Origin of the sequence: Saccharomonospora glauca K62 (assembly GCF_000243395.2) — a bacterium.
Classification (GTDB): domain Bacteria; phylum Actinomycetota; class Actinomycetes; order Mycobacteriales; family Pseudonocardiaceae; genus Saccharomonospora; species Saccharomonospora glauca.
The window spans coordinates 2,365,542-2,390,553 of record NZ_CM001484.1 but is presented as its reverse complement, the minus strand read 5'-3'; the positions used below and the strand labels follow the sequence as shown (position 1 = coordinate 2,390,553).

The following is a 25,012-nucleotide window of genomic DNA, read 5'->3' as shown; positions in this document are numbered from 1 at the left end:
CAGCCGCGCCAGTGTACGCAGGGGAGGACGTGGTCCTGACCGCCCACGGCCCTCAGGGGCCTACGATCCCTCTCACAATGCCCAAATCGACCAGGTCGGACGGACGAAGCCGCAGTTCGTCGGCCGTCGCGGGCACCTCGGAGGTGTCCCGTTTGAGGATGGCCGCCGCCGCTTCCGGAGACGTAACGGAAAAGTAACCGTCCGGAGTGGTCCACAGCCGGTCCGGCGCGGCGAACGCCAGCGCACCGCCCGAGCCGCCCTCGCCGATGAGCAGGCTGGTGACGGGAACCCGCGCCGAGGCGATCGCCTCGAACAGGGACGCGATGGCGGGCCCCACCCCGTCGCGTTCGGCCACGTCCTCGGCCGCGGCGCCGGGAGTGTCCACGAGGGTGAGTACCGGAATACCGAGCCGGTCGGCCAGGCGCACCAGTCGGGTCGCCGTGCGGAAACCGGCCGGACGCGTGGCCGTGCCGCACTGCGCGGCGTAGGCGACGGCGGCGCCGTCCCGCCACCCGAATCCGCACAGCACCCCGTCGTCCGCGCCACCGGCCCGGTCGCCCCGGATCGGTTCCCGCCACGCGAAGTAGGCGTCCAGATACCGCGCCGCGCGGGGCCGTTCCGGGGCCCTGGCGCGCACGACCGCGTCCCATCCGGTGGCGGGCGAGTCCGTGGCGCCCAGCGCCCTCGGTGGGTCCACCGCTCGTGGGGCCGGGGTCGTGAGCAGCCGCAGCCACCGCGCCAACGCGTCCCGCAGGTGCTTTCGGTCGACGATCTGGTCGACCTGTCCCGTGTCCCAGTGCGCCTCGGCGGTGTACGCGCGCGGGTCGCCGTCGGGCCGCACCCGTGACCCGGCGAACCCGACCTGAGCTCCCGGTAGCGCCAGCACCACGTCGGCACCGGCACCGAGCGTGGCCCAGCCACCACCGGTGGTGGGGTCGCACAGCACGGACACCTGGGGCAGCCCGGCCGCTCGCGTAGCCGCGATCTCCCGCGCCAGCCCGTGAAGCTGGCTCAAGGCGCGCATGCCTTCCTGCATGCGGCTGCCCCCGGTGGCGATCACCGACACCACCGGAAGCCGCCGCTGCCGCGCCCGCTGGAACGTCGTCGCCACCCGGCGTCCGGTTTCCTCTCCGATCGAGCCGCCGAGGAAACCGAACTCGAACACCACGAGGGCGACCTCGATATCGCCGACGGTCGCCTGACCGCACACCACCGACTCCGACTCGCCCGTCCGCACCGCCGCCCGAGCCCGCGCGTCGTCGTAGCCGCGCCAGGCGATCGGTCCGTCCACGACGGACTCGCCCGAGGCTTGGGGCCGCCACTCGGTGAAAGACGTCGCTATCGAGTCGAGAAGATCACGAGCCGATTCAGCCATGCAGTGCCCGTTTCATGACCTTGCCCATATCGTTGCGGGGCAGCGCGTCGAGGAACCGCACCACGCGGGGCCGCTTGTGCGGGGTGAGCAGTCGCGCGACGTGCTCGATCAGTTCCCCCTCGGCCGGGGGAGCGCCGTTCGGCACCACCCATGCCACGATTCGTTCACCGAGGTCGGCGTCCGGCTCGCCGGTCACGGCCACCTCGGCGACACCCGGATGTTCGAGCAGGGCGTTTTCGATCTCGCCCGCCCCGATGCGGTAGCCGCCGCTTTTGATGAGGTCGGTCGCCTTGCGTCCCACGATGCGCACATACCCGTCCGGCTCGCGAACAGCCATGTCGCCGGTGCGGAACCACCCGTCGTGGAACGCCTCCGCCGTCGCGTCGGGGCGGTTCAAGTACTCGGTGAACAGGTTCGGGCCCCGCACCTCGATCTCGCCGACCGTCTCGCCGTCCCAGGTCTCGATCGGGGTGCCCCGGTCGTCCACCAGTCGCAGCTCCACCCCGTGCAACGGCAGCCCCACCGTGCCCGGTCTGCGTTCGCCGTCGGCGCGCACGCTCGTGTTCATCAGCGTCTCGGTCATGCCGTAGCGTTCGACGATCCGTTGGCCCGTCGCGGCGGCGATGCGTTCGTGGTCGTGCACGGGCAATGCCGCCGAGCCCGAGACCAGCAGGCGCGCCCCGGCCAGTGCCGCTGCGAGCTCGGGGTCGTGCTCCACCTCGTTGGCGATGCGGTGGTACATCGTGGGGACGCCGAACATCATGGTGGCGCCGGAGGTCAGTTCCGCGGCCACGGCGGCGGGGGAGAACCGGCCGACGTGCCGCACGCTGCCGCCCCGCCGGAGCGGCCCGAGGATGCCCAGGATCAGCCCGTGGACGTGGAACAGCGGCAGGGCGTGCACCAGCACGTCGTCGGCCGTCCACTGCCAGGCGTCCCGCAGGGCGTCGAGCGTGCTGGTGACGGCGCGGCGGGGGAGGACCACGCCTTTGGGGGCACCGGTGGTGCCGGAGGTGTAGATGACGAACGCCGGTGCCTCCTCGTCCGGCTCCTCGGGCAGGGACACCGGGTCGGTCCCCGCGTCGAGGATGACGTCCAGGCGGGGCACGGTGGCGAGTCCGGGCGGCAGGGTGGCGTCGGGTTCGGTGAGGACCAGGCCGGGTTCGCTGTCGGCGACGATGTGGGCCAGCTCGCGTTCCCCGATCTTGGGGTTGATCGGGACGGCGGGCACTCCCGCCAGCAGTGCCGCCACGGTGGCCACTGCGGTCTCCGGGCTCGGCGTCGCCCACACCGCCACCCGTGGCGGTTCGCTCACCGCCGAGCGGATGCGGTGGGCGAGCGCGCCCGCGATCCGGGCCAGCTCGCCGTAAGTCAGGGCACGGTCGCCGAACCGCAACGCGGGCGCGTCCTGGGCCGTGTGCAGGGCGGGGAAGAGCACGGTCACCGATCTCCTTGTCGTCGAGTTCCGGGCAGGGGCCGGTGGGGATCACCCGAAACCGGGCACGATCAGTATCAGCCACACCGCGACGGGAGCCGCCGCGACGATCACCCCTCCGTACACCAGCAACTGGCGGAAGAAACGGTCACGGTCGACGTGGTGGGCGTTCGCCAGTACGAGGGCACCGTTGGTGGAGAACGGACTGACATCCACCACAGTGGACGACACCGCCAGTGCGGCGATCATCGCGATCGGCCCCACCGTTCCTTCCGTCAAAAACGGCACGGCCAACGGGATGAGGGCGCCCATGATGCCCACCGACGAGGCGAACGCCGAGACCAGGGCGCCGATGTAGCAGATCAGCAGCGCGGCGAGGAGCGGGACGCCCACCTCCGAGACCGCGTTACCGGCGTAGTCGATGGTGCCCATCTCCTCCATCACACCGACGTAGGTGAGGATGCCGCAGATCAGCAACACCGTGGGCCAGGTGATCTGTCCGATGGCCTTCTTGCTGATGTCGGGCCAGATCACGCTGAGCAGCACGGCGAGCGTGATCGCGGTCAACCCGACGTCGAGGTCGAAGCCCAGCGCACACACCACGAGGGCGATCAGGGCGACGAGGGTCGCGCCGCGGTCGAGTGTCAGCGTGACGGGCTCGGTGTCCGGGGAGTCCTTCCCCGAGCCGGTGGGGCTCGGGGGCTTGTCGGAGGCCGTCCCCACGGGGGCGAGTCGTCGGGTGGCCACGGTGCCCGCGTGGGTGAGCTTGAGCCCGCCGCAGACGACGAACACGATCGCCGCGATCACCAGGTTGGTCGCGAAGCTCGCCAGGAAGAGCACGATCTCGTTGCCCGGCAGGCCTTCCCGCGCCACGATGCCGTTGACGATCGAGCCGTAGACGCTGATCGGGGAGAAGCCGCCGGCTTGCGCGCCGTGCACCACCATCGCGCCCATCAGCAACGGACTGATTCCGTACTCGGCGGCGAAGCCGAGGGCCAGCGGGGCCACGATGGCCACCGCGGCGGGACTGACCGCGCCGATGGCGGTCAACGCGGCGGTGATCACGAACATGACCCAGGGGACGAGGGCGAGCCGCCCGCCGACGAGTGTGATCGCCGCCCGCACCAGCCAGTCGGTGGTGCCGTTGGCCTTGGCGATGGCGAACAGGTAGGTCACCCCGACGAGCACGACGAACAGGTCACCGGGGAAGCCCGCGAAGATCGCGTCGGCGTCCATGTCGGCCACCAGCGTGCCCACGCCGAACGCGGCGGCGAACGCCAGCGCCCCCATGTTGATGGACCGGGTGGTGGCGACGAGGAAGACCACGGCCAGAACGATGATCGCGACGACTTGGGGGGACATACGCGACGACTCCCGTCTTTGGGCTCGCTCAGGGTGTCCGAGTGGCCTGGTGGCTCAGTGGCTGAACCACTTTGCGTGAGGCCGGCCACAGCTGTCAAGATCCTCTCCGGTTCGGTGACTGACCCGCTTCCCCGGCGTCGCGCTGTTAGGCTGCGAGGATCGAATCCGCGGGAAGACCGTGCGCCGAAGAGGAAACGAAGTGTCAGACGCTCTGCGGCCGATGTCGCGGCCCAGGTTGTACGAGCAGGTCATCGAGCGGCTGCGGGAGTACGTCGCCCACTCCCGGCTGCGGGCGGGGGATCGACTGCCGGCCGAACGCGAATTGGCGCAGCGGCTCGGCGTGAGCAGGGCCTCGGTCAAGCAGGCCATCGTGGTGCTGGAGGTCCAGGGACTGGTCGAGACCCGCCACGGCGGAGGCAGCTTCCTCGTGCGCGACACGCTGGACGTGGAGCCGGTGGAGCAACTCGTCGCGCGGCGACGGCGGCTGCCCGACGTCCTGGAGGCGCGCGAGGCGATCGAGACCAAGCTCGCCGAACTCGCCGCCGAACGCCGCACCCCCGAGGACCTCGACGAACTGGAGGCGGCGTTGGCTCACATGCGTGCCGAGATCGAGGCGGGCGGGCACGGCGTTGAGGGTGATCGACGCTTCCACGCTGCGGTGACGGCGGCCGCCCGCAGCGCGTTGCTGGCGGAGTTCATGCGCTCCATCTCCGACCAGATCACCGAAAGCCGCACCGAATCGCTGCGCCAGCCCGGACGGCCCCGCCGGTCGCTGCGGCAGCATCAGGCCATCTTCGACGCCATCAGCCGGGGAGAGCCCGCCCGTGCGGCGGCGGCCATGCGTCGTCACGTGCGCACGGTGGCGAAGGTTCGGCTGCTCGACTGGGACCCGGACGAAGACGCCTAGCCCGTTCGGGGACGGCCATTCCCTCGCCACGGCGCCGCACGGGCGAGGCGCGTGTCACCAGCGGCGACTCAGCCCGTCGAGCAGGGCTTTCACCGGTCCCGACGGGTCGAAGTCGGGGTCGGGCAGCGAGCACTGGTGCAACAGCAGACCGTCCAGGAGGGACCGGAGCGCGGCGAAGTCCCGCTCGGGGTGCGGTGACCCCAACCGTTCCAGCCACGGTGCGCCCCAGGCCGCCAGGCGTCGCTGACGGATCTCGATCTGGTCGCGGAGATGCTTGTGGTGCGCGGCTTCGAGGAAGATCGCGTGCCGGGCGAGCGTGGCGGTGCGGGCGGTGGTCGCGAGTTCCTCCACGAACTGCACCACGGCGTCGGCGAAGCCGTCGAGGGTGAGCGTGATGGTGGCCAGGTCGGCGGAGAAGAGCCCCCAGGCCTGCTCGTCCTGAGCCACGAGCCGGTCGAGGACGCCCGCGACGAGCGCGTCGCGGTTGCGGAAGTAGTTCGAGGTCGAGCCCTGGGGCAGTTGAGCCTCGGCGTCGACGGCCCGGTGGGTGAGCTGTCTGGTTCCTTTGGTGCCGAGGACGCGAATCGCGGCGTTGAGTACCTGGTCCCTCCGTGCTGTCACGCACCCAACACTACACCCGTAGTGCGATCTACTACATCTGTAGTACGGTGGCGGCATGGAAGCACGGATAATCGGAGGCGGAATCGCGGGACTGGCCGCGGCGGCCGGGCTGACACGCGCGGGTTGGCGAGTGCACGTGTACGAGCGCGCGCCCGCCTTGGCGAACGACGGGACGGGGCTCGGCATGTGGCCGAACGCCGTCCGAGCCCTCGCGGAACTGGGGCTGGCCGACGAACTACGTCGTCGCGGAAAACCGCAGCGACCGGGTGTGATCCAGCGTTGGGACGGACGGACACTCGTCGAGATCGACACCACCCGCATCCGCCGCCGTGCGGGCGAGGACGTGTACGTAGTGGCGCGACCGGACCTCCTCGGACTGCTGTTCGAGTCGTTGCCCGACGGAACCGTCCACTTCGGTCGGGAATGGGAGGGCGAGGCGGACGTGGTGATCGGCGCCGACGGCGCGCACAGCGCGGTGCGGCGGCGTCTGTTCGGAGCCCGGCACGGGCTGCGCGACACGGGATACACGGTGTGGCGTTCCGTGATCGACTTCGGCGTTCGGCACGCCGGGGAGGTGTGGGGGCCGAGAGCCAAGTTCGGCTACTCACCCCTGACGCCCGACCGCACCAACTTCTACGCCGTCCTGGAAACCCCACTCGTGCCCCGGACGCTCGACGAGGATCACCGGGCCCTGCTCGCGCACTTCGGCGAGTGGCCGGACCCGGTGGCCTCGGTGCTGCGACGAGCGGACCCGGAGCGGATGCTCCGCCACCGCCTGCACTACCTCGCTCCGTCGTTGCCGAGCTACGTCGTCGGAAACACCGTGCTCGTGGGCGACGCCGCCCACACCATGACGCCGGACCTCGGGCAGGGCGCGTGCCAGGCGCTGGTGGACGGGCTGACGTTGGCTCGTTGTCTCGCGCGGGCGGTGACGGAAGAGGACGTGCGTACCGGGTTGCGCGAATACGACCGGCGACGGCGTCGCCCCACCCAGCGCATCGCGGCGGCCGCGCGGTGGCTGGGGTGGATCAGCACGGTTCGCCACGGCACGGGAATACGCGACGCCCTGCTGCGTACGGTGGGGTCCTTGGCGGCCTGACCGGCGCCCCGGTCACTCGTCCAACCGTGCCGCGGCGTCGGCGAGATCGGCGGTGAGGGTGGCGGACAGTGCGGCGTCACGCTGCATGCTGTTACGCCGTTCCCAGTAGCCGCGGGTGGTGGAGGCATGGGCGTGACCCGCCCACTCCTGCACCTCCTGCAACGGCTTTCCCTTGTCGAGCAGGGCGGTGATGGCCGTCGCCCGAAGCACGTGCGGGGTGACCTTGCGGGGCTCGTGGAGGCGGGCGTGGCGGGCGAGCCGCCGGGTGATGCTGATGAGCTGGTGCCGGTCGCGCCGCAGCCCCGTCGTCGGATGGACGAGCACCGGTCCGGTGGCGCGGCCGTCGAGGTAGGCGTCCAGGTGCCGAGCCGCCGCGTCGCCGAGCCGGCGCCGTATCCACCGGCCTCCCTTGCGGGCCACCGACAACACCGGGGGCATGTGGGTGCGATCGAGGTTGTCGATGTCGAGCGAGACCACCTCGGACTCCCGCAGCCCCTGGGTGAACAACAACTCGAACACCAGGTGTTCCTCGTGGCTGGAACACGCGGCGGAGAGTGCGGCGACCTCGGACAACTCCAGCACGCGGGTGGCGCCCGGTGGGCGGCCGTTGGTCGAGGTGCCGATCGGGGGCGCGTGGGTGGCCAGGTGTACCGGGTTCTCCACGGGGATGCGGTGGGCGCGGCGGGCGTGGTCGAACAACGAGGACAGCGCGGACAGGTAGCGGCGCTGGGTGCGCGCCGACCAACCCTTGCTCTTGGCGTAGAGGGACCAGGCGGTCACGGTGTCGAACGTGAGGCTGGTCAGCAGATCCGCGGGCCGGCGTCCGGTGGCGGCGCTGAACCACTCGGCGATGCGGCAGATGTCCTCGGCGTAACCGCGTTTGGTGTCCAGGGAACGGCGCTGGTAACTGGACAGCCAGTGCAGCACCACACCGAACGTGGTCCGGTCCAGACACCGCGCCAACGCTTCGAGCCGCTCCGCGCCGATGTCGGACACCAGTTGGTGACGCACGGCCTCGTCCACGCGGTGGGGCGACAACCCGGTGGAGGGCGGGGGCAGCGGCGCGAGGTGAGGCGCGACGTCGGGAAGATTGGGACGTGGGGCCGGGAAGGGCCGGTCGAGGGACTCCATCATGCTCCGGTGAGCAGGGAACGGGTGCGGGCGGGTGCCCAGGACGGGATCTCGTCGAGGATGTCGGCGAGCGTGACGCCCGCCAGGCTGCGGCGCCATGCCTCGTGGGCGTCGGCCATCTTCGCGGCCAGCACACAGGTGTCACGACAGTCCTCGGGAGGCAGAGCGCCCCGGCCCCGCTGGCGGATCTCGTGACACTCGTAGGGGGAGGCCGTGCCGTCCACGGCCTCCACGATCTGCAGCAGCGTGATGTCGGCCGCCGAACGCGCGAGTCGATAGCCGCCACGCGGTCCGGGAGTCGCCGTGAGCACGCCCGCCTTGGCGAGAGCCTTCAATTGCTTGGCGAGGTAGGGGGCGGGGAGGTCGAAGTAGTCCGCCAGTTGTGCCGCCGACACGGTGTCCCGCGGATCGAGCTGCGCCAACGTGGTGGCGCAGTGCAACACCCACTCCGTACTCACTGGCAACTTCACTTCTCCAGTGTATCGAAGACATTGCGGATCTCTTAAGTCCGCGATAATGTCGCGCCGTATCGCGAAGATCGTCACGAAGGAGATCGTCATGCGTATCGCAGTCGCCGGGGCCACGGGGAACGTCGGTGCTCGCACCGTCGCCGTCCTCGAACGCGACGGTCACGACGTCGTCCGCATCAGCCGTTCGCTCGGCGTGGACCTGAACACCGGCAAGGGGCTGGACGACGCGCTCGCCGGTGTCGAGGTCGTCATCGACGCCGTGAGCATGCCCCACGCCGACGTGAAGGAGACGGTGGAGTACTTCGGCACCATGACGCGCAACCTGTTGGCCGCGGGCGAGCGGGCGAAAGTACGGCACCACGTGCTGATCTCGATCGCCGGAGTCCACAAGGTCGACGCCGACCCCCACTACTTCGGCAAGCGGGAACAGGAACGACTCGTGGAAGCCGGGCCGGTGCCGTGGACCATCATGCCGTTCACGCAGTTCCACGACTTCGCCGCGATGACGGCGGAATGGACGGAGAAGGACGGAGTCGCCACCGTCGCGCCGCTGCTCCTGCAACCCATCGACCCGGACGACGTGGCCGAGATCCTCGCCGAGATCGCGGTCGGAGAACCGCAGGGCCGCTACGTCGACGTCGCCGGCCCCGAGACCCAGGATCTCGTCGACATGGCACGGCGGACCTATCAGGCGCGCGGCCGGGACATCAAGCTCGTCCCCACGTGGTCGGGAATCTTCGGACCCAACACGGCGGGCGAGGTTCTCCTCCCCGGCAAGGACGCGCGCATCGCCCCGACCACGTTCGAGGAATGGCTGAAGACGCAGAAGCCGACCGCCAAGGCGTGAGCGAGCATGCGGGCCCGCCAGGTGACAACGGGCGGGCCCGGACGCGAGGATGCCACGGGCGCGGTCGGACCACCTCGTGATCTGTGCTGGCGTGGTGTGGAGGAGGCGGCGCCGAAAGGGCACCTCGCGCGGGGAACGGAAGCCGTTGTCGTGGTGGTGGGCCGGGTCTTCACGTGGTCGCCGCGTCGACTGTTGGCGCCGCGGTGACGTGGTGGGCGTGGCCGCCGACCCCGGTGATGTGCTCCCGCCGCTGCCACTCGTTCGGCGGCACCATGCCCGTTCCGATGATCACTACGGTCGACATCGTGCCGGTGCGGGTGCAGAAGGGACCGGGGACCTCGGGCGAGGGCCTGCCGGGGCGGAGTCGCGGGTGGTGTGGTTGCGGCGGCCAGTGCACCGGATGCGTAATCGGTGCCCGCGACCGTGTTGGAGTGCCGACAAGGTACTCGGGCCTGCCGTGTGCCGGACCTGCACACCCTCGCTCCCACTCGCGACGAACTCCTGGCCGACGGCTTTCCCGAGACCCTTCCCGCCGGCACGCCACCATCGCCCGCGTCCACCGCCCCACCCGACCGTCTCCCCGCAGCCGCGACGGAGACGAGACAGCCCCGTGCCCCGAAACCGGATGCCCTCCCCGCGTCCGCGTCGCGACCGAAGAGGACTCCTCCGCCACCACAACCACCGGTGTCGAAACCCGCGCCCGCACCACCACGCCGCGCACCGGTGAGCCCGCGGCCGCCGGCCCGGCCTCCCCGACCGGTGCGCTCTCCCGTGTCGGCGGTGACCTCGGTGCGGCGCCTCAGGCCCACCTTCGTGGCGCTGACGGTCATCGCGATTCCGGCCACCGTGGCCTGCGTGGTGATCTATCAGGCCTTCCACGGTCAGTGATTGTGTCTTCCGACTAAGGACGGTCCCGTGCTTCGGCGCCGGTGGCCACTTCGTCCATGGCGGCGCGGAACCAGCTCGTGATCGTGCTCGGGTGGGTGATCGCGGTGCCCACGCACACGGCGAACGCGCCGCGCGCGAGGGCCGCGGCGGCCTGCGCCGGGGTGTGGACGCGCCCTTCGACGATCACCGGAAGCCGGCACGCGCCGCGGATCTCGTCGAGCAGGTCGAGGTCGGGGCCTTCGGTGCGGGCGCGCTCGCCGGTGTAGCCGGCCAAGGTGGTGCCCAGGAAGTCGACCCCGGCGTCCTCGGCGGCCAGCGCGTCGTCGAGCGAACCGCAGTCGGCCATGATCAGGGTGTCGGTGTGATCGCGGAGTTCGGCGACGGTGCTCGCGAGGGTCCGGCCGTCGGGCCGAGGGCGGCGAGTGCCGTCCAACCCCACGATGTGGGCGCCGGCCTTCGCGACCGCCAGGGCGTGCCGCAGGGTGGGGGTGATGACCACGTCGGCGTCGCCGTCCTTCCAGATCCCCACGATCGGCACGTCGAGGGCCAGCGCACCGGAGCGGATGTCGTCGAGGCCCTGCAACCGCACCCCGGCGGCACCACCGTCCACGACGGACCGCGCGATCCGGGTCATCGTGCGGGGGTCACGCATCGGTTCACCGGGGTAGGCCTGGCAGGACACGATGAGTCCGCCGCGCAGGCGTTCCATCACGTCGATCACCGAAAGCTCTCCCATGCCATGAAGGCCGCGCCCACGAGCGCGGCGTCGGATCCGAGGATCGACCGCACGACCGGTACGTCGCGCAGAGCCGGCAGTAGTTCTTCGGCCACGGCGGTGGTCAGCGCCGACCACCACGGTTCACCGCTGTTCGCGACGCCGCCCCCGACCACGACGAGGTCCGGGGCGAGGGTGTTGACCACGCCGCCGAGAGCGCTGCCCAGGGCGGCACCGCCGTCCGTGAGCACGGCGGCGGCCACCGGGTCTCCCGCTCGCACCCGGGTCACGACGTCGGTCAGCCCGTGCACGGTGGTGCGGCACCGCCGCCGGTACTCGGCGGTCATGGCCGGTCCCGAGGCCACGGCCTCGACGTGACCATGGCCCCCGCACGTGCAGGGGCGTCCGACGGCGGCGGGGACCGGTACGTGGCCGAGGTGACCCGCGGCCCCGTGCGTGCCGGGGACCACCTCGCCGTTCACGCTCCACGCCCCGCCGATCCCGGTGCCCGCGGTGACCAGCAGCAGTGAGGTCGCGTGGCGCGCGGTGCCGAGCCGGTGCTCACCGACGGCGTGGGCGTGGACGTCGCCTGCGACGGCGACGGGGACCCGCAGCCGGTTTTCCAACTCGGCTCGCAGGGGAGTGCCCGCCCAACCTTTGATGGTGTCGGTCGCGGACACCACCACGCCCGTGCGGGGGTCGATCACCCCGGCGCTTCCCACGCCCACCGCTTCCACGCCGTTCAGCGAGAGCACCAGGTCCGTGACGGTGTCCAGTACCGCGTCCGCTCCGCGGTCGGAGGGAGTCGGCGCGGTCAGCCGCGTGCCGAGGTCCCCTTCGGCGTTCACCTCCGCGACGGCGATCTTCGTGCCGCCGATGTCGACGGCGGCGACTCGCCTCACAGCAGGCCCGCCCGCACCAGCACGCGCCGCACCTCCGCGGTCTCGTCCTCGTCGAGGGGACGCATGGGCAGCGCGGGCGTGGCGTCGGCGATGACGCCCCGGAGCGCCAAAGCCGCCTTGAACGACCCGATTCCCGCGGTCGACCCACTCGCGGTGGCGGGGGAGGCCGCCTCCACGATCGAGAACAACCGGGCCAGCCGGTCCTGTTCGGCCTTCGCCGCGGCCCAGTCACCGGCGCGGCAGGCCTCGTAGAGCCGGACGTAGCCGTGGGGGTCGACGTTGCCGAGTCCGGGCACCACGCCGTGGGCGCCCGCCAGGAGCATCGCGTCCACCACCACCTCGTGGCCGGTCAGTGCCGCGAAGTTCGGCAGGTCGGCCGTGCGGAGGAGCAGCTGCCGGAACGCAGCGTCGTCACCGCTGGAGTCCTTGACCGCGTCGACGACGCCGTCCTGCGCGAGGGTGGCGAGCAGGTCCACGGAGAGTTTGACGTGGACGCTGACGGGGACGTCGTAGGCGACCAGGGGCAGGTCCACGGCGGCCCTGACGGCTCGGAAATGCCGGTCGATCTCGGCGGGGTGGGTCCGGGTGTAGAACGGGGCGGTGGCGACGAGGGCGTCGGCGCCCACCTTCTCCGCCATACGCGCTCGCTCGATCACCCTCCCGGTGGTGGTCTCGACGCATCCGGCGAGGACGGGTACCTCACCGGCGGCGGTGGCGACGACGACGTCGAGCACCGTGTCCCGTTGGGAGTCGGTGAGATACGCGGTCTCTCCCGAGCTGCCGAGGACGAACAGGCCGTGGACACCGGCATCCAGCAGGAACCTCACCAGTCGCTCCAGCGACGCCGTGTCGATCGAACGGTCCGGGTGCAGCGGTGTCACGACGGGAGGAATGACTCCGTGGAGGCTCTGCGGTGTGGAGGTCACGCGATGCTCCTTGTGTCGGTGATCGAGTGGGCGCGGGGCGACCGGCCGCTTCCGGTGGCAGGGTGGTGGCGTCGGAAGCGGGTACCGGACGGACGATGAGGCGTCGTGGCCCACGGTGTCGGTCAGACGTCAGATGTCTGATGCGGCTAGGCTAGGACACTAGTAAGGACGATTCAGAGAGGCAAGTCATGGTGCGGGCGTTCTCCGAAACCGGATCGGATCGGCATCCCTTACGCCGTAACGAGGTGACCGAGCAGATCAAGAACTTCATCCTGCGCAATCACCTCCGTCCGGGAGATCCGTTGCCGAGCGAGGTCGAGCTCTGCGAACGGCTGCGCGCGAGCCGGTCCAGCGTGCGTGAGGCGATCAAGACCCTGAGCGCGCTGGACATCGTGGAGGTACGTCACGGTCACGGCACCTACGTGGGGCGGCTGTCGCTGGCGGCCCTCGTCGAGAGCCTGGCGTTCCGGGCGCAGTTGAACAGCCAGGACGACTTCGCGGTGCTGCACGAGGTGATCCGCATCCGCGAACTGCTGGAACAGGGCCTGGCGTCGGCGCTCGTCGAGACCCTGGACGACACCCACTTCGCGGCGCTCGACGCGGTCGTCGAGGAGATGCGCGAACACGCCGACCGCGGGGAGCAGTTCGTCGAACAGGACCGCAAGTTCCACCTGCTGCTCACGGAACCCCTGGGCATCGAGCTGGTGAGCCAGCTCATCGGCGCGTTCTGGGACGTCCACAGCATGGTCGCCCCGCTGCTCGCGCCCTCGGTGCCGGAAGTGCGCGAGACCGCCGAGGCCCACGCCGCCATCGTGGCCGCCGCCCGCAAGCGCGACGTGGCGGAGTTCCGGGAAGCCATCAGGGCCCACTACGCCCCGGTGCGCAAACACCTGGCCGCGCACCTGGGTGATCAGTCCACCTCGGACCGACCGGCGACCGGCGACTGAGCCTCCCCGGCGGCCCCGCCGCCGACGTCGGGTCGTTTCTCTCGTTCGTCCGATTCCTCCGGCTTCCCGAGGGTGTACCTACCTACACCGTCGATTCGGGTGCTGAGTCCGCTGTGCCATCGGGAATTCGTTCCTAGCCTCGGGTCATCGGTTTCGGAAGGAGAGAAACGGATGACCACGGTGATGGACGGACTCAGCTGCGCGGTGCGATTGGAGTCCGTCCACAAGACCTACGGCGACGGGGAAGCCGCCGTGCACGCCTTGAACGGTGTGTCGGTCGGACTGAGACGTGGCAGCTTCACGGCCGTCATGGGGCCGTCCGGCTCGGGGAAGAGCACGTTCCTGCACTGTGCTTCCGGTCTGGACCGGCCGACGTCGGGAAAGGTGCTGCTCGGTGACACCGACCTGACCACGCTGAAGGAGAAGGAACTCACGGAACTGCGCCGAGAACGGGTGGGCTTCGTCTTCCAGGCCTACAACCTGCTCGACTCGCTGACCGTGGAGCAGAACATCGTGCTGCCCCTGCGGCTGGCGAACAAGCCGTTCGACCCGGAGTTTCTGGCGGAGGTCGCGCGCTCGGTCGAGGTGCACGTGCCCATGGACCGGCGTCCCGGCACGCTCTCCGGCGGACAGCGGCAACGGGTCGCCATCGCCCGCGCGCTCGTCACCCGACCCGACGTGATGTTCCTGGACGAACCCACCGGCGCGCTGGACACCCGCACCGCCCGGCAGGTCCTGGAGGCCCTGCGTCACGCGGTCGACCGCTGGCAGCAAACCTCGGTGATGGTGACCCACGACCCCGTCGCCGCCTCATACGCCGACACGGTGCTGTTCCTCGCCGATGGCCGGATCGTGGACGAACTTCCCCGTTCGGAACCCGAGCGCATCGCCGAGCGCATGGCGCACCTCGGGGAGTGGTGAGCGTGTTCGCCCTGGCTCGGCAAACACTACGGGGCCATCTGTCCGGTTTCGTCGCCGCGTTCGTGGCGGTGTTCTGCGGCTCCGTGCTGATCACGCTCTGCGGCATCCTCATCGACTCGGGCCAACGCGGCGGCATCCCGCCTCAACGCTACGCCTCGGCTCCCGTGGTGGTCACGGGGCCGCAGGAGTTGTATCTGGAGTTCGGGATGACGCATCGATTCGTCGAGCGGGTTCCCGTCCCGGTCTCCCACCTCGACGCGGTCGCGAAGGTGCCCGGTGTTCGCGACGCGGTGGGCGATGTGACCGTGCGGGCGGAAAGGGGAACCGCGGGCGGCGCCGAGTCGCTGGAGGTGCACGGCTGGTCGTCCTCGGCGCTCGGCCCGATCACCCTCGTCGACGGCACACCACCCGCCGGACCCGACGAGGTGGTGCTCTCCGCCGACACGGGCGCGCGGCCGGGAGACACCGCGGAGATCCGCACGGGCGGTGTCGCGACCTCGTACCGGGTGGTGGGTGTGACCACCGCGGCCCGTGACCAAGCCTTCCTGACCGACGAGGGCGCCAGGACGCTGTCCGGTCGCCCCGATGCCGTCGACGCGATCGCCGTCCTGAGCGAACCCGACGTCTCCGCGGACGAGCTCGCCGAGCGGATTCGCGCCGCGGTGCCGGACGTGGAGGCCCTGGTCGGGGACGACCGGGCCGACGCGGAGTTCCTCGACGTCGGCACGAGCCGGTCGTTCCTGATGCTGATAGCGGGCTCGTTCGGCGGCACCATGCTGATGGTCGTGCTGGCGATCGTGGCGGTCACCCTCGGCCTGTCCGTCCAACAGCGACGCCGGGAGTTCGCACTCCTGCGAGCCATCGCCGCCACGCCTCGACAGATCTACGCGCTGATCGCCTCCGAGACGGCCGTCCTGGCCACGGTGGCAGCGGTTCTCGGCGCCCTGCCCGGCGTCGGGTTGAGCTTCCCGCTGCGCGACGCGTTGGCCGCTTTCGGCGTCATACCGCCCGAGTTCGAGTTCGTGTTGGGACCGCTTCCCGTCGTGGTGTCCGTGGTCGCTTGCGTGGCCTGCGCGGTGGTCGCGGGGGTGATCGCGGCTCGACGGGCTGCGCGGATCAGTCCCGTCTCGGCGTTGGGCGAAGCCACGAGGGAACCGCCACGGCTGGGCCGGGGCCGCCTCGTCACCGGATGGTCCCTCGTCGTCGTCGGCGTCGTCACGGGAATCGCGCTTCCGCTGACCATCGGCGGCCCGACCGCCACGGCCGGGGCCGCGGGCTCGGCGTTGCTCGTCGTGATCGGGATGGGGCTCGTGGGGCCGCGACTGCTGACCATGACCACGAGCTTGCTCGGCAGGATCGGTTTCGCGCGCCCGGCCGCGGGCTGGCTCGCCTACCACACCGCCCGAGCCCACTCGCGCAGGCTCGGTTCGGCCACCACGCCGCTGGTTCTCGGCGTCACCATGGCCTTGGTGCAGATCGCCACGATAACCACCACGACCGCGGCGACCGAACGGCAGCTTGAGACCGGCCTGGTGAGCGACTACGTGCTGATCGCTCCCGGTGGGGTCGCGCCCGAGGTCGTGGACGCCGTCGGACGCGTTCCGAACGCGACGGCCGTGCCGGTGGCGCATTCACAGGTGTTGGTCACCTACGACGAGTGGGGAGAGCAGACCAGTGAGGCGTATTCGGCGCAGGGCGTCCCGCCGTCCGGGATCGAGAAGGTGATGGACCTCGACATGCGGAGCGGAGACTTGGCCGGGCTGGCCGACGACGGTGTCGCGGTGAGCGAGTTCGCGGCCCGGACCTTCGGCGTCGACGTCGGGGAGTCACTGACCATGCGGCTCGGCGACGGAACCCCGCACACTGCCACCGTGGTCGCCGTCTACGGCAACGGTCTGGGCTTCGGTGACGTGACGTTGCCCAACGACGTCCTCGTCGAGCACACGACGAGTGGGTTGAACACCTACGTCCTGGTGCGGGGAGCGGCACCGGACGCCCTGCGCGCGGTGCTGGCGGACCACCCCGGTGTCGAGGTCACCGACCGGAACTCCTTCGTGGCGGGCCGGGAGACCGACGAGAACGGCGAGAACGCGGTGGCTTTGCTGCTCAACCTGGCGTTGCTGGCCTTCGTCTCCATCGCGGTGGTGAACGTGCTGGTCCTCGCCACGGCGGCCAGGGCGCGGGAGTTCGCGTTGCTGCGGCTGGTCGGGGCCGGAACCCGGCAGGTGAGCGCGATGATGCACGGCGAGGCGGCGATCGTCGTCCTCACGTCCGTGGTGTTCGGCACGCTCGCGGCGGTGCCCCCGCTGGTCGGGATCAGTCTCAGTCTGACCGGCGACGCGCTGCCGTCCGTCCCGCCGCTGGCCTATCTCGGTGTGGTGGCCGTCGCGGTCGTGCTCGGCTGGTGCTCGATCGCGCTTCCCACGAGGTTCGCGCTTCGCGAGAAACCGGTGGAGGCGATGGGCGTGGGCGAATGAGCCCGCGTCCGGGGACGCGGTGAAGTTCGGGCCGGGCATTCGGATCGCCGTCCCGGATGCCCGGCCTTCCGGTATCCCCCATCCGTGTCGAAGTGCGACACGGTGCGTAAAACCCCGGTCACGGAGCTGAGTAGGATTCGGACACCAGTGGTCCTACTGGGGGAACGATGCAGACGGCGATCAAGCATGGCGCCGACGCGACCGTCATCCTGGTGAAAGGCCTACGGACCGCCGTCCCGGCGTTGTTCGGTGTGGTCACGGCACCGTTGCTGCTGGTGGCCCTGCCGATGTTTCCGCGAGCCGTCGAACCGATACGGTCCCTGGCGAACGTCGAGCGTGCCCGCGTCGGCCGCTATGCGGAAAGGACCGTCGAAAACCCTTACCGTCGGTGCGAGGGACGGCATTGGCAGCGGGTCCGCGCAACGCTCGGCGACCCCGCGCTCTGGCGCGATCTGGTCTGGTTGGTCGTGCACGGAATCGGGGGCACGATCATGGGTCTTCTCGCGGCGGCGCTCTGGCCCGCCACCGTCACGAGCCTGCTGCTGCCGCTGTACTGGTGGGTCTTCCCGCCCGGCACGTTCACCGCGGTGCTCGTCGAGTTGAGGACCTGGGCCCAGGCGTTGACGCTGCCGTTCCTGCGGGCCGTGCTGTATGCCGCCGTGGTGTGCTGGGTGGTTCCCCTCTGGGCGCGCGGGCAGCTCCACGTCGCCCGATGGTTGCTCGGGCCGACCTGCCGGGCGCGTCGGGTCGAGGAAATCGACAGACTCGCTCGCAGTCGCAGCGAAGCACTCGAGTCCCACGGCGCGGAACTCCGCCGCATCGAGCGGGACCTGCACGACGGGACGCAGGCCCAACTGGTGTCCGTCGCCGTCCGGTTGGGTATCGCCGAACGGGTCCTGAGCACGGACCCCGACACGGCGTTGACGTTGCTGCGCGAGGCCAGGGGAGGGATCGAGGACTCGTTGACCGACCTGCGGAGCGTGATCCGCAGTATCCACCCGCCGATCCTGACCGACCGTGGACTCGCGGGAGCGGTGCGTACCCTTGCGGGTGGACACCACATTCCCGTCTCGGTGCGGATCCCGGACGAGTTGCCCCGGCTGAGCAGCTCGGTGGAGGCCGTGGCGTACTTCGTCATCGCCGAGGCGCTGACCAACGTGACCAAGCACAGTCGGGCCGACCACGCCGCCGTGGACGTCGACCACGTCGTCGACTCCGAGGGAGCCCGGTTACGAATCCGGGTCGAAGACAACGGCCGGGGCGGGGTCGACGAGACCGCGGGCACGGGGCTGCTCGGCATCAGGCGCCGAGTGGCCGCTTTGGATGGTGAGTTCCGGCTCAGCAGTACCGTCGGTGAGGGAACGGTGATCGAGGTGTCGCTTCCGTGCGGATAGTCGTCGCAGAGGACAACGCGTTGCTGCGGGAAGGAATCGTCCTGCTCGCGAAGACCGCTGGGCACGAGATCGCGGGCATCGCGGCCAGCGGGCCGGAAATCGTGCCGACACTGCTCGAACACCGGCCGGACATCGCCGTGCTCGACGTGCGCATGCCACCGAGCTTTCGCGACGAGGGGTTGCGTGCCGCCGTGGAGGCCCGTGAGCGCATCCCCGGTCTGCCCATTCTCGTGCTGTCGCAGTACGTCGAGCACGCCTACGCCACCGAACTGCTCGCCACCGGGGCGAACGGCATCGGCTACCTGCTCAAGGACCGCATCGGGCGCGTCGAGGAATTCCTGGACGCGCTCCAACGGGTCGCCGCCGGGGGATCGGCGCTCGACCCGGAAGTGGTCACGCAGTTGATGAACCGTCAGCATCCGCTGCGTTCTCTCACCGGCCGGGAGCGGGAGGTACTCCACCTCATGGCGCAGGGGCACGACAATCACGCGATCGCCAAGGAACTGGTGATCACCGAACGCTCCGTGTCCAAGCACATCGGCAACATCTTCCGCAAGCTCAACCTGCCACCCACCGACAGCGGGCACCGTCGGGTCCTTGCCGTGCTCGCCTATGTGAACTCCTGACCTCGGCCCGCCACGCACTCCACCGAAGGCGCGTTTCGTCTCGCGTGGGCTGTGCGACCCGTGCCCACCGGGAGTGGGAAACGGTGGGAAGAACACGATTTCGCCGCCGAGGACGCAGCGTCTCTTGTGCTCGACGCCATCGCTGTCTAGGGTCTCAGCCCAAAGGTGTCTGACATCAGACGTCTTACCCGCACACTCAGCGAAGGAGCCGACGTGTCCCCATTCGCCATGGCCCCGATGCAACGCCGGCAGTTCCTGCGGTTCGTCGGAGCCGCGGGAGCCGCCACCGCGTTCACGGGAAGCCTCAGCGCCTGTGGCGGTCCCGCGTCGACGGGAAGCGCCGGCAACGGAGCCACCGACACGATCGAAGCCGGTATCTCCTACACGCTGTCGACCGGATTCGACCCCATGACCGCCACCGGGGCCACACCGGTGGCCGCCAACCTGCACGTGTTCGAAGGCCTCGTCGATCTCGACCCGGTGACCCGCGAACCGTATCCGGCGCTGGCGGCGGCCCTGCCCGAGCAACGCGACGACACCACGCTGCGCGTCACCCTGCGGTCGCGGGCGAAGTTCCACGACGGCTCACCCGTCACCGCCGACGACGTGGTCTACAGCTACGAGCGCGTGCTCGATCCCGCCAACGAGTCGCTGTACGCGACGTTCATCCCGTTCGTCGAGCGGGTCGAGGCCGTCGACGACACCACCGTGGACATCACGCTCAAGTACCCGTTCGCGCTGGTGAACGAACGGCTCGGGGTCGTGAAGATTGTTCCGAGGAAACTCGTGGAGGCGGATCCGAAGAGCTTCGACGCCAACCCGGTGGGCTCGGGCCCCTTCGCCCTGGTCGAAAGCATCAAGGACGACAAGCTCGTCTTCGAGAAGTTCGCCGGCTACAACGGTCCTCGGCCCGCCAGGGTGTCGAGCATGACCTGGCGGTTGCTGGACGACCCCACCGCGCGCGTCACGGCGCTGGAGTCCGAGCGCGTCCAGGCCATTGAGGACGTCCCTTACATCGACATCGACCGGCTCGCGAAGGTGGGCAAGGTCGAACAGGTGCAGTCCTTCGGGATGTTGTTCCTGATGTTCAACTGCGCCTCCGCCCCCTTCGACGATCGACGGGTGCGGCAGGCCCTGCACTACGCGATCGACAAACGGAAGCTGATCGACTCGGCGTTGCTCGGCGGAGCCTCGGCCGCCGTGGGCTACACCCCGCGGTCGCACCCGGACCACCTGGAGCCCTCCACGGTCTACACCTACGACCCCGACAAGGCCAAGGCGCTGCTGAAAGCGGCCGGGGTGAGCAACCTGAGTATCGACTTGGTCGCCACCAACACCGGGTGGGTGCAGGACGCGGCCCCCTTCATCAAGGAGGACTTCGACGCCATCGGCGTGCGGACCAACTTGGACATCGGCGAGTCGGGCGGCCAGTACGCCGACAAGGTCGCCACGGGCCGCTACCAGGTCATGATCGCTCCCGGTGACCCCTCCGTGTTCGGCAACGACTTGGATCTGTTGCTGCGCTGGTACAACTACGGCAACTGGCCCACCAATTACAGCTACTGGTCTCGGACCCCGGAGTACGAGCGGGCGACCAAGCTCATGGACGAGGCGGTGCGCTCCACCGACGAGGGCAAGCGCCGCGACCTCTGGCAAAAGGTCGTCGACCTGATCGCCGAGGAAGCGCACACCTACCCACTGTTGCACCGCAAGCTGCCGACCGGATGGAAACCGGACGAATTGGACGGCTTCGCTCCGCTGCCGACCACCGGTCTGTCCTTCCTCGACGTCGGCCGCGGCTGAGCCACCCCGTGTCGCGACCGTTTCCTTAAGGAGTGTCTTCCATGCAGGCGTTCCTGCGGCTTGTCGCGCGCCGACTGCTGGCACTGCCGCTGATGCTGCTCGGTGTCACGCTCCTGGTGTACATCGTTCTGCAGTTCTCGCCCAGCGATCCGGCGTTCAACGCGCTCGGCGTCAACTCCACCCCGGAAGCTCGGGCCGCCTACGCCGAGGAGCACGGACTCGACGACCCGCTCCCGGTGCAGTACCTGCGTTTCCTCGGTGGCCTGTTGCAAGGCGACCTCGGCTACACGGCGCCGCCCTCGGTGCCCGTGATGGACCGGGTGCTCACGGCGTTGCCGTTGACCATCCAGCTCACCCTGCTGGGGATGGGCGGCGCGGTGGTGCTGGCGCTGGTCATCGGCATCACCGGCGCCCTCGGCCGGGACCGTTGGCCCGACCACGTGACTCGGGTGCTCTCCATCATCGGCATCGCCACTCCCTCGTTCTGGTTGGCGATCCTGCTGATCCAGCAGTTCGCCCTGAACCTGGAGTGGTTTCCCACCGGCGGTTACGTGAACCCGGCCGACTCGGTGTCGGGCTGGCTCAACTCCCTGACGCTGCCCGCGTTCGCCATCGCCGTTCCCGTGGGCTGCCAGCTCGCGAGGCTGGTCCGCACTTCGCTGGTCGAGGAGCTGGACCGCGACTACGTGCGCACCGCGACGGGCAACGGGCTGCCTCGCTGGCTGGTGGTGCGAGCGGCGTTGCGTAACGCCATGATCACGCCGTTGACCGTGCTCGGGCTCCGCGTGGGCTACGCGTTGAGCGGTGCCGTGGTCATCGAGACCATCTTCGGACTTCCGGGCATGGGGGAGCTGCTGCTCACGGGGGTCACCACGGGCGACGTCGCGCTCGTGCAGGGCGCGGTGCTCACCATCGCGTTCACGTTCCTGGTGGTCAACCTCGTCGTGGACCTGCTGTATCTCGTCGTCAACCCACGTATCCGAGGGGTGTGAGCATGCGTTCCCGTCTCGCCACCCGCCTGTCCCGTCCCGGAATCCGGTTCCGCGCGCTGCGTTGGCCGGCCCGGATCGCCCTGCTGCTGTTGACCGGCATCACGGCGCTGGCGGTGTTCGGTCCCCTCCTGGCACCGGACCCTCTCGCCACCGGGGTTCCCGCCCAACCGCCGAGCGCCGAGCACTGGTTCGGCACCGACCGCGCCGGGAGGGACGTCTTCGCCCGTGTCGTGGCCGGCGCGCGCTACTCGCTGGTGATCGGTCTGGGAGCCACCGTGGTCGCGGTGGTCGTCGGGAGCATCCTGGGCGGCATCGCGGCGACGTCCCACAAGGTCGTCAACGAGACGGTGATGCGCGTGCTGGACGTGGTGATGGCCTTCCCCGGCATCGCGTTGGCCGCCGTCCTCATCGCGGTGTTCGGTCCCGGAATTCCGGTGTTGATCATCGCGATCGCCCTGGTCTACGTGCCGTCGCTCACGCGCGTGGTGAGAGCCAACGTCCTCGCCCAGTACGGGGAGGACTACGTCGCGGCCGAGAAGGTGATCGGCGCGAAGAGGTCCTTCATTCTGATCAAGCACGTGGCGGTCAACTGCGCCGCGCCGGTGGTCGTGTTCGCCACGGTGCTGGTCGCCGACGCGATCATCTACGAGGCCAGTCTGTCCTTCATCGGTGCGGGCATCCAGGACCCGTTGCCGAGTTGGGGCAACGTGTTGTCCTACGGTCGGCAGATCCTGCTCTCCGGCGGTTGGTGGGCCACGTTCTTCCCCGGCGTCGCGATCCTGCTCACCGTGTTGGCGTTGAACGTGTTGTCCGAAGGGCTCACCGACGCGTGGTCGACCCCGAAGACGACGGCTCCCCGAAGCGAGGGCGCCGGGAAGGATGACAAGCCCGGCACCGTCGTGGAGGCGTCGCCGACCGAAAGCGCCGGCACCGACGACGTGGAACGGGCGCTGGCGCGACTGGCCACCACCGTCGGGGAGAGGACGGCGTCGCTGCCGCCGGTGGCCCCCGAGACACCGACGCTGCTGTCGGTGCGCGACCTGAGAATCCGCTTCCCCGAACGACACGGGGACGTGGCGGTCGTGGACGGTGTCTCGTTCGACGTCAAGGTGGGGGAGACGCTCGGTCTGGTCGGGGAGTCCGGATGCGGCAAGAGCTTGACCAGCCTCGCCCTGATGGGATTGCTGCCGCGCCGGGCGCAGGTCAGCGGCAGCATCGTCTACGACGGCAAGGACCTGCTGTCGTTGTCTCCGGCTCAGCGGAGGGCGTTGGCGGGCCCGGAGCTGGCCATGGTCTATCAGGACGCGATGTCGTCGTTGAACCCGTCCGTCCTCGTCGGCACACAACTTCGTCAGCTCACTCGACGCGGTGGCACGCGCACCCCCGAGGAACTGCTGGAGCTGGTCGGGTTGTCTCCCGAACGCTGCCTGAAGAGCTACCCGCACGAGTTGTCGGGCGGGCAACGGCAGCGGGTCCTCATCGCGATGGCCCTGTCCCGCAGCCCTCGACTGCTGATCGCCGACGAGCCGACCACGGCGCTCGACGTGACGGTGCAGGCTCAGGTGGTGGAGCTGTTGGCGGAGCTGCGCGACGAGCTCGGTTTCGCCATGGTGCTGGTGTCTCACGACCTGGCGCTCATCGGCGAGATGGTGCATCGCGTCGCGGTGATGTACGCGGGGCAGCTCGCCGAGGTGGCCACGGTGGACAACCTGTTCGCGGGCCCACGCCACCACTACGCGCGGGGATTGCTCGGCTCGGTGTTGTCGTTGGAGTCCGGAGCCCGGAGACTGCACCAGATCCCCGGTGTGGTGCCCGCTCCCGGCGATTTCGCCGCGGGGTGCCGGTTCGTCGACCGCTGCCCGGCGGCCACCGACGTGTGTCGCACCCGGCCGCCCGTGCTCTCCGGTGCCTCCGACGAGCACACGGTCGCCTGCTGGAACCCCGCCGATCGGGAATCGTCGGCGGCGACGGAAGGAGCGTTGCTGTGACGCGATCGGAGCCGGTGGTGAGCCTGGACGGCGTCCACGTCGTCCACACCGCACGCACGGGCGGGCTGTTCCGCCGCGACAAGGTGTATGCGTTGACCGACGCCACCGTCGCGGTCGGCAAGGGCGAGATCCTGGGCGTCGTCGGCGAGTCCGGGTGCGGGAAGTCGACGCTGGCGCGCGTGGTGACCGGACTGCAACCTCCCACGCACGGCACTGTGCGGTTCCGGGGAGAGGACCTGTGGTCGCTGCCCGCCAGGTGCCGCCGGGAGGAGTTCGGGGCATCGGTGGGGGTGGTGTTCCAAGACCCGGCGACGGCACTGAATCCGAGGCTTCCGGTGCGCACGATCCTGCGGGACCCGCTCGACGTCCACCGGCGCGGTTCGAGGGCGCAGCGTGATCGGCGGGTCGAGGAACTGTTGAGCCTGGTGGGGCTCCCGGCTCACGTCGCCGATGCCGTGCCCGCCCAGCTCTCCGGTGGGCAACGCCAGCGGGTCGCGGTGGCGCGGGCGTTGGCCCTCGACCCCGAGGTGATCGTCGCCGACGAGCCGACATCGGCCCTCGACGTCTCCGTGCGCGCCCAGGTGCTCAATCTGCTCGTGGACCTGCGGGCGCGGCTCGGGCTCGGCATGGTGTTCATCTCCCACGACATCCAGACCGTGCGTTACCTCGCCGATCGGATCGCGGTCATGTATCTGGGCAGGATCGTCGAGGAGGGGCCGGCCGACCGGGTGGCCATCGCGCCGCGCCACCCCTACACCAGGGCGCTGTTTTCGGCCACGCCGAGCCTGTTGACCGACGGCGAGCGCATCGTGCTCCACGGTCCCGTGCCGTCGGCCACGCACCCTCCGTCGGGATGTCCCTTCCGGACTCGCTGTTGGAAGGCCACCGACGACTGTGCCCTGCGTTTTCCCGAGGGGACAACGCAGGCCGAGCACCGGTGGCACTGTCCGTATCCCGAGGAGGAGATCGTGGGCGACGCCGTGTCGCTTGCCGAGGGCGCGAGGACGTAGGGGAGGGGAGGAAGACACACGGCCCACGGCCCCGGAGGGGAGCGTCGGTGTGGTGATCGATCGGGTCGCCCGTGGGTGACGTCGCCGAGCGTGATCGTTTCCGGGGCGTCCGAGCGGTTGAGAGCTGCGGGATTCACCGAAGCCAGGTGTATAACGACCTATACAGCGGGGCTTTGGAG

22 protein-coding genes are annotated in these 25,012 nt (G+C 70.0%); 12 read left to right on the top strand and 10 right to left on the bottom strand.

Annotated elements, in window-relative coordinates:
• Positions 1 to 52: 52 nt before the first annotated feature.
• The 3 genes from SACGLDRAFT_RS11220 to SACGLDRAFT_RS11210 are packed head-to-tail and all read right to left on the bottom strand — an operon-like array spanning position 53 to position 4,169.
• Positions 53 to 1,375, bottom strand: a complete 1,323-nt coding sequence (locus SACGLDRAFT_RS11220) for a carboxyl transferase domain-containing protein (protein ID WP_005464676.1) — start codon at positions 1,373 to 1,375, stop codon at positions 53 to 55.
• The gene (locus SACGLDRAFT_RS11215) at positions 1,368 to 2,816 is read right to left on the bottom strand and encodes an acyl-CoA synthetase (protein WP_040918949.1); all 1,449 of its coding nucleotides are present in this window, start codon (positions 2,814 to 2,816) and stop codon (positions 1,368 to 1,370) included. Before SACGLDRAFT_RS11215 ends, SACGLDRAFT_RS11220 begins: the two co-directional genes overlap by 8 nt.
• Positions 2,817 to 2,858: 42 nt before the next feature.
• Positions 2,859 to 4,169, bottom strand: a complete 1,311-nt coding sequence (locus SACGLDRAFT_RS11210; protein ID WP_005464671.1) for an SLC13 family permease — start codon at positions 4,167 to 4,169, stop codon at positions 2,859 to 2,861.
• Positions 4,170 to 4,368: 199 nt separating this feature from the next.
• On the opposite strand from SACGLDRAFT_RS11210, the gene SACGLDRAFT_RS11205 reads away from it, so the two are divergent.
• The gene (locus SACGLDRAFT_RS11205) at positions 4,369 to 5,076 is read left to right on the top strand and encodes a FadR/GntR family transcriptional regulator (protein WP_005464669.1); all 708 of its coding nucleotides are present in this window, start codon (positions 4,369 to 4,371) and stop codon (positions 5,074 to 5,076) included.
• A 54-nt stretch (positions 5,077 to 5,130) separates the two neighbouring features.
• On the opposite strand, the gene SACGLDRAFT_RS11200 is transcribed toward SACGLDRAFT_RS11205, so the two are convergent.
• Positions 5,131 to 5,697: a TetR/AcrR family transcriptional regulator gene (locus SACGLDRAFT_RS11200; protein WP_005464667.1), complete on the bottom strand. Its 567-nt coding sequence runs from the start codon at positions 5,695 to 5,697 to the stop codon at positions 5,131 to 5,133.
• A gap of 55 nt (positions 5,698 to 5,752) precedes the next feature.
• Here SACGLDRAFT_RS11200 and SACGLDRAFT_RS11195 point away from each other — a divergent pair, with 55 nt between their 5' ends.
• Positions 5,753 to 6,796, top strand: coding sequence for an FAD-dependent monooxygenase (locus tag SACGLDRAFT_RS11195; RefSeq protein ID WP_005464665.1), 1,044 nt, complete (start codon positions 5,753 to 5,755; stop codon positions 6,794 to 6,796).
• 12 nt (positions 6,797 to 6,808) lie between these two features.
• On the opposite strand, the gene SACGLDRAFT_RS11190 is transcribed toward SACGLDRAFT_RS11195, so the two are convergent.
• Both SACGLDRAFT_RS11190 and SACGLDRAFT_RS11185 read right to left on the bottom strand, forming a co-directional pair.
• Positions 6,809 to 7,930: a tyrosine-type recombinase/integrase gene (locus tag SACGLDRAFT_RS11190; protein ID WP_005464663.1), complete on the bottom strand. Its 1,122-nt coding sequence runs from the start codon at positions 7,928 to 7,930 to the stop codon at positions 6,809 to 6,811.
• A complete protein-coding gene (locus SACGLDRAFT_RS11185; RefSeq protein WP_005464661.1) occupies positions 7,927 to 8,397 on the bottom strand; it encodes an RrF2 family transcriptional regulator in 471 nt (156 codons plus the stop codon). The genes SACGLDRAFT_RS11190 and SACGLDRAFT_RS11185 overlap by 4 nt, the downstream gene beginning before the upstream one ends.
• 88 nt (positions 8,398 to 8,485) lie before the next feature.
• On the opposite strand from SACGLDRAFT_RS11185, the gene SACGLDRAFT_RS11180 reads away from it, so the two are divergent.
• Entirely contained in the window at positions 8,486 to 9,244 is a 759-nt protein-coding gene (locus SACGLDRAFT_RS11180; RefSeq protein WP_005464659.1) for an SDR family oxidoreductase, read from the top strand.
• Between the two features lie 169 nt (positions 9,245 to 9,413).
• Here the strand turns inward: SACGLDRAFT_RS11180 and SACGLDRAFT_RS22935 are convergent, their stop codons facing one another.
• The 4 genes from SACGLDRAFT_RS22935 to SACGLDRAFT_RS11160 form a co-directional block, all read right to left on the bottom strand.
• Positions 9,414 to 9,548, bottom strand: a complete 135-nt coding sequence (locus tag SACGLDRAFT_RS22935; protein ID WP_269726975.1) for a hypothetical protein — start codon at positions 9,546 to 9,548, stop codon at positions 9,414 to 9,416.
• Between the two features lie 597 nt (positions 9,549 to 10,145).
• Positions 10,146 to 10,868 carry an N-acetylmannosamine-6-phosphate 2-epimerase gene (locus SACGLDRAFT_RS11170; protein ID WP_040918946.1) on the bottom strand — a complete coding sequence of 241 codons (723 nt, stop codon included), beginning with the start codon at positions 10,866 to 10,868 and terminating at the stop codon, positions 10,146 to 10,148.
• Positions 10,850 to 11,749: an ROK family protein gene (locus SACGLDRAFT_RS11165; RefSeq protein ID WP_005464653.1), complete on the bottom strand. Its 900-nt coding sequence runs from the start codon at positions 11,747 to 11,749 to the stop codon at positions 10,850 to 10,852. The genes SACGLDRAFT_RS11170 and SACGLDRAFT_RS11165 overlap by 19 nt, the downstream gene beginning before the upstream one ends.
• The gene (locus SACGLDRAFT_RS11160) at positions 11,746 to 12,675 is read right to left on the bottom strand and encodes a dihydrodipicolinate synthase family protein (protein WP_005464651.1); all 930 of its coding nucleotides are present in this window, start codon (positions 12,673 to 12,675) and stop codon (positions 11,746 to 11,748) included. Before SACGLDRAFT_RS11160 ends, SACGLDRAFT_RS11165 begins: the two co-directional genes overlap by 4 nt.
• A gap of 245 nt (positions 12,676 to 12,920) precedes the next feature.
• Between SACGLDRAFT_RS11160 and SACGLDRAFT_RS11155 the strand changes: the two genes are divergently transcribed.
• The 9 genes from SACGLDRAFT_RS11155 (at position 12,921) to SACGLDRAFT_RS11115 (ending at position 24,833) form a co-directional block, all read left to right on the top strand.
• Positions 12,921 to 13,622, top strand: a complete 702-nt coding sequence (locus SACGLDRAFT_RS11155; RefSeq protein WP_232283952.1) for a FadR/GntR family transcriptional regulator — start codon at positions 12,921 to 12,923, stop codon at positions 13,620 to 13,622.
• A gap of 171 nt (positions 13,623 to 13,793) precedes the next feature.
• The gene (locus SACGLDRAFT_RS11150) at positions 13,794 to 14,543 is read left to right on the top strand and encodes an ABC transporter ATP-binding protein (RefSeq protein WP_005464647.1); all 750 of its coding nucleotides are present in this window, start codon (positions 13,794 to 13,796) and stop codon (positions 14,541 to 14,543) included.
• Entirely contained in the window at positions 14,540 to 17,020 is a 2,481-nt protein-coding gene (locus SACGLDRAFT_RS11145; protein ID WP_040919878.1) for an ABC transporter permease, read from the top strand. Before SACGLDRAFT_RS11150 ends, SACGLDRAFT_RS11145 begins: the two co-directional genes overlap by 4 nt.
• Positions 17,021 to 17,187: 167 nt before the next feature.
• Positions 17,188 to 18,414, top strand: coding sequence for a sensor histidine kinase (locus SACGLDRAFT_RS11140; RefSeq protein WP_005464643.1), 1,227 nt, complete (start codon positions 17,188 to 17,190; stop codon positions 18,412 to 18,414).
• On the top strand, positions 18,405 to 19,040 hold the full coding sequence (locus SACGLDRAFT_RS11135; protein WP_005464641.1) for a response regulator transcription factor: 636 nt from the start codon (positions 18,405 to 18,407) through the stop codon (positions 19,038 to 19,040). The genes SACGLDRAFT_RS11140 and SACGLDRAFT_RS11135 overlap by 10 nt, the downstream gene beginning before the upstream one ends.
• A 213-nt stretch (positions 19,041 to 19,253) precedes the next feature.
• Positions 19,254 to 20,843, top strand: a complete 1,590-nt coding sequence (locus SACGLDRAFT_RS11130) for an ABC transporter substrate-binding protein (protein WP_005464640.1) — start codon at positions 19,254 to 19,256, stop codon at positions 20,841 to 20,843.
• Between the two features lie 41 nt (positions 20,844 to 20,884).
• Positions 20,885 to 21,835, top strand: a complete 951-nt coding sequence (locus SACGLDRAFT_RS11125) for an ABC transporter permease (RefSeq protein WP_005464638.1) — start codon at positions 20,885 to 20,887, stop codon at positions 21,833 to 21,835.
• Between the two features lie 2 nt (positions 21,836 to 21,837).
• The gene (locus SACGLDRAFT_RS11120) at positions 21,838 to 23,823 is read left to right on the top strand and encodes a dipeptide/oligopeptide/nickel ABC transporter permease/ATP-binding protein (protein ID WP_005464636.1); all 1,986 of its coding nucleotides are present in this window, start codon (positions 21,838 to 21,840) and stop codon (positions 23,821 to 23,823) included.
• Positions 23,820 to 24,833 carry an oligopeptide/dipeptide ABC transporter ATP-binding protein gene (locus SACGLDRAFT_RS11115; protein WP_005464634.1) on the top strand — a complete coding sequence of 338 codons (1,014 nt, stop codon included), beginning with the start codon at positions 23,820 to 23,822 and terminating at the stop codon, positions 24,831 to 24,833. The genes SACGLDRAFT_RS11120 and SACGLDRAFT_RS11115 overlap by 4 nt, the downstream gene beginning before the upstream one ends.
• The last annotated feature ends 179 nt before the right edge of the window (positions 24,834 to 25,012 follow it).

Coding starts and splice junctions, on each gene's coding strand:
- SACGLDRAFT_RS11220 (WP_005464676.1), bottom strand. CDS start 1,375: ATGGCTGAATCGGCTCGTGATCTTCTCGACTCGATAGCGACGTCTTTC.
- SACGLDRAFT_RS11210 (WP_005464671.1), bottom strand. CDS start 4,169: ATGTCCCCCCAAGTCGTCGCGATCATCGTTCTGGCCGTGGTCTTCCTC.
- SACGLDRAFT_RS11195 (WP_005464665.1), top strand. CDS start 5,753: ATGGAAGCACGGATAATCGGAGGCGGAATCGCGGGACTGGCCGCGGCG.
- SACGLDRAFT_RS11190 (WP_005464663.1), bottom strand. CDS start 7,930: ATGATGGAGTCCCTCGACCGGCCCTTCCCGGCCCCACGTCCCAATCTT.
- SACGLDRAFT_RS11180 (WP_005464659.1), top strand. CDS start 8,486: ATGCGTATCGCAGTCGCCGGGGCCACGGGGAACGTCGGTGCTCGCACC.
- SACGLDRAFT_RS22935 (WP_269726975.1), bottom strand. CDS start 9,548: ATGTCGACCGTAGTGATCATCGGAACGGGCATGGTGCCGCCGAACGAG.
- SACGLDRAFT_RS11170 (WP_040918946.1), bottom strand. CDS start 10,868: ATGGGAGAGCTTTCGGTGATCGACGTGATGGAACGCCTGCGCGGCGGA.
- SACGLDRAFT_RS11150 (WP_005464647.1), top strand. CDS start 13,794: ATGACCACGGTGATGGACGGACTCAGCTGCGCGGTGCGATTGGAGTCC.
- SACGLDRAFT_RS11140 (WP_005464643.1), top strand. CDS start 17,188: ATGCAGACGGCGATCAAGCATGGCGCCGACGCGACCGTCATCCTGGTG.
- SACGLDRAFT_RS11125 (WP_005464638.1), top strand. CDS start 20,885: ATGCAGGCGTTCCTGCGGCTTGTCGCGCGCCGACTGCTGGCACTGCCG.
- SACGLDRAFT_RS11120 (WP_005464636.1), top strand. CDS start 21,838: ATGCGTTCCCGTCTCGCCACCCGCCTGTCCCGTCCCGGAATCCGGTTC.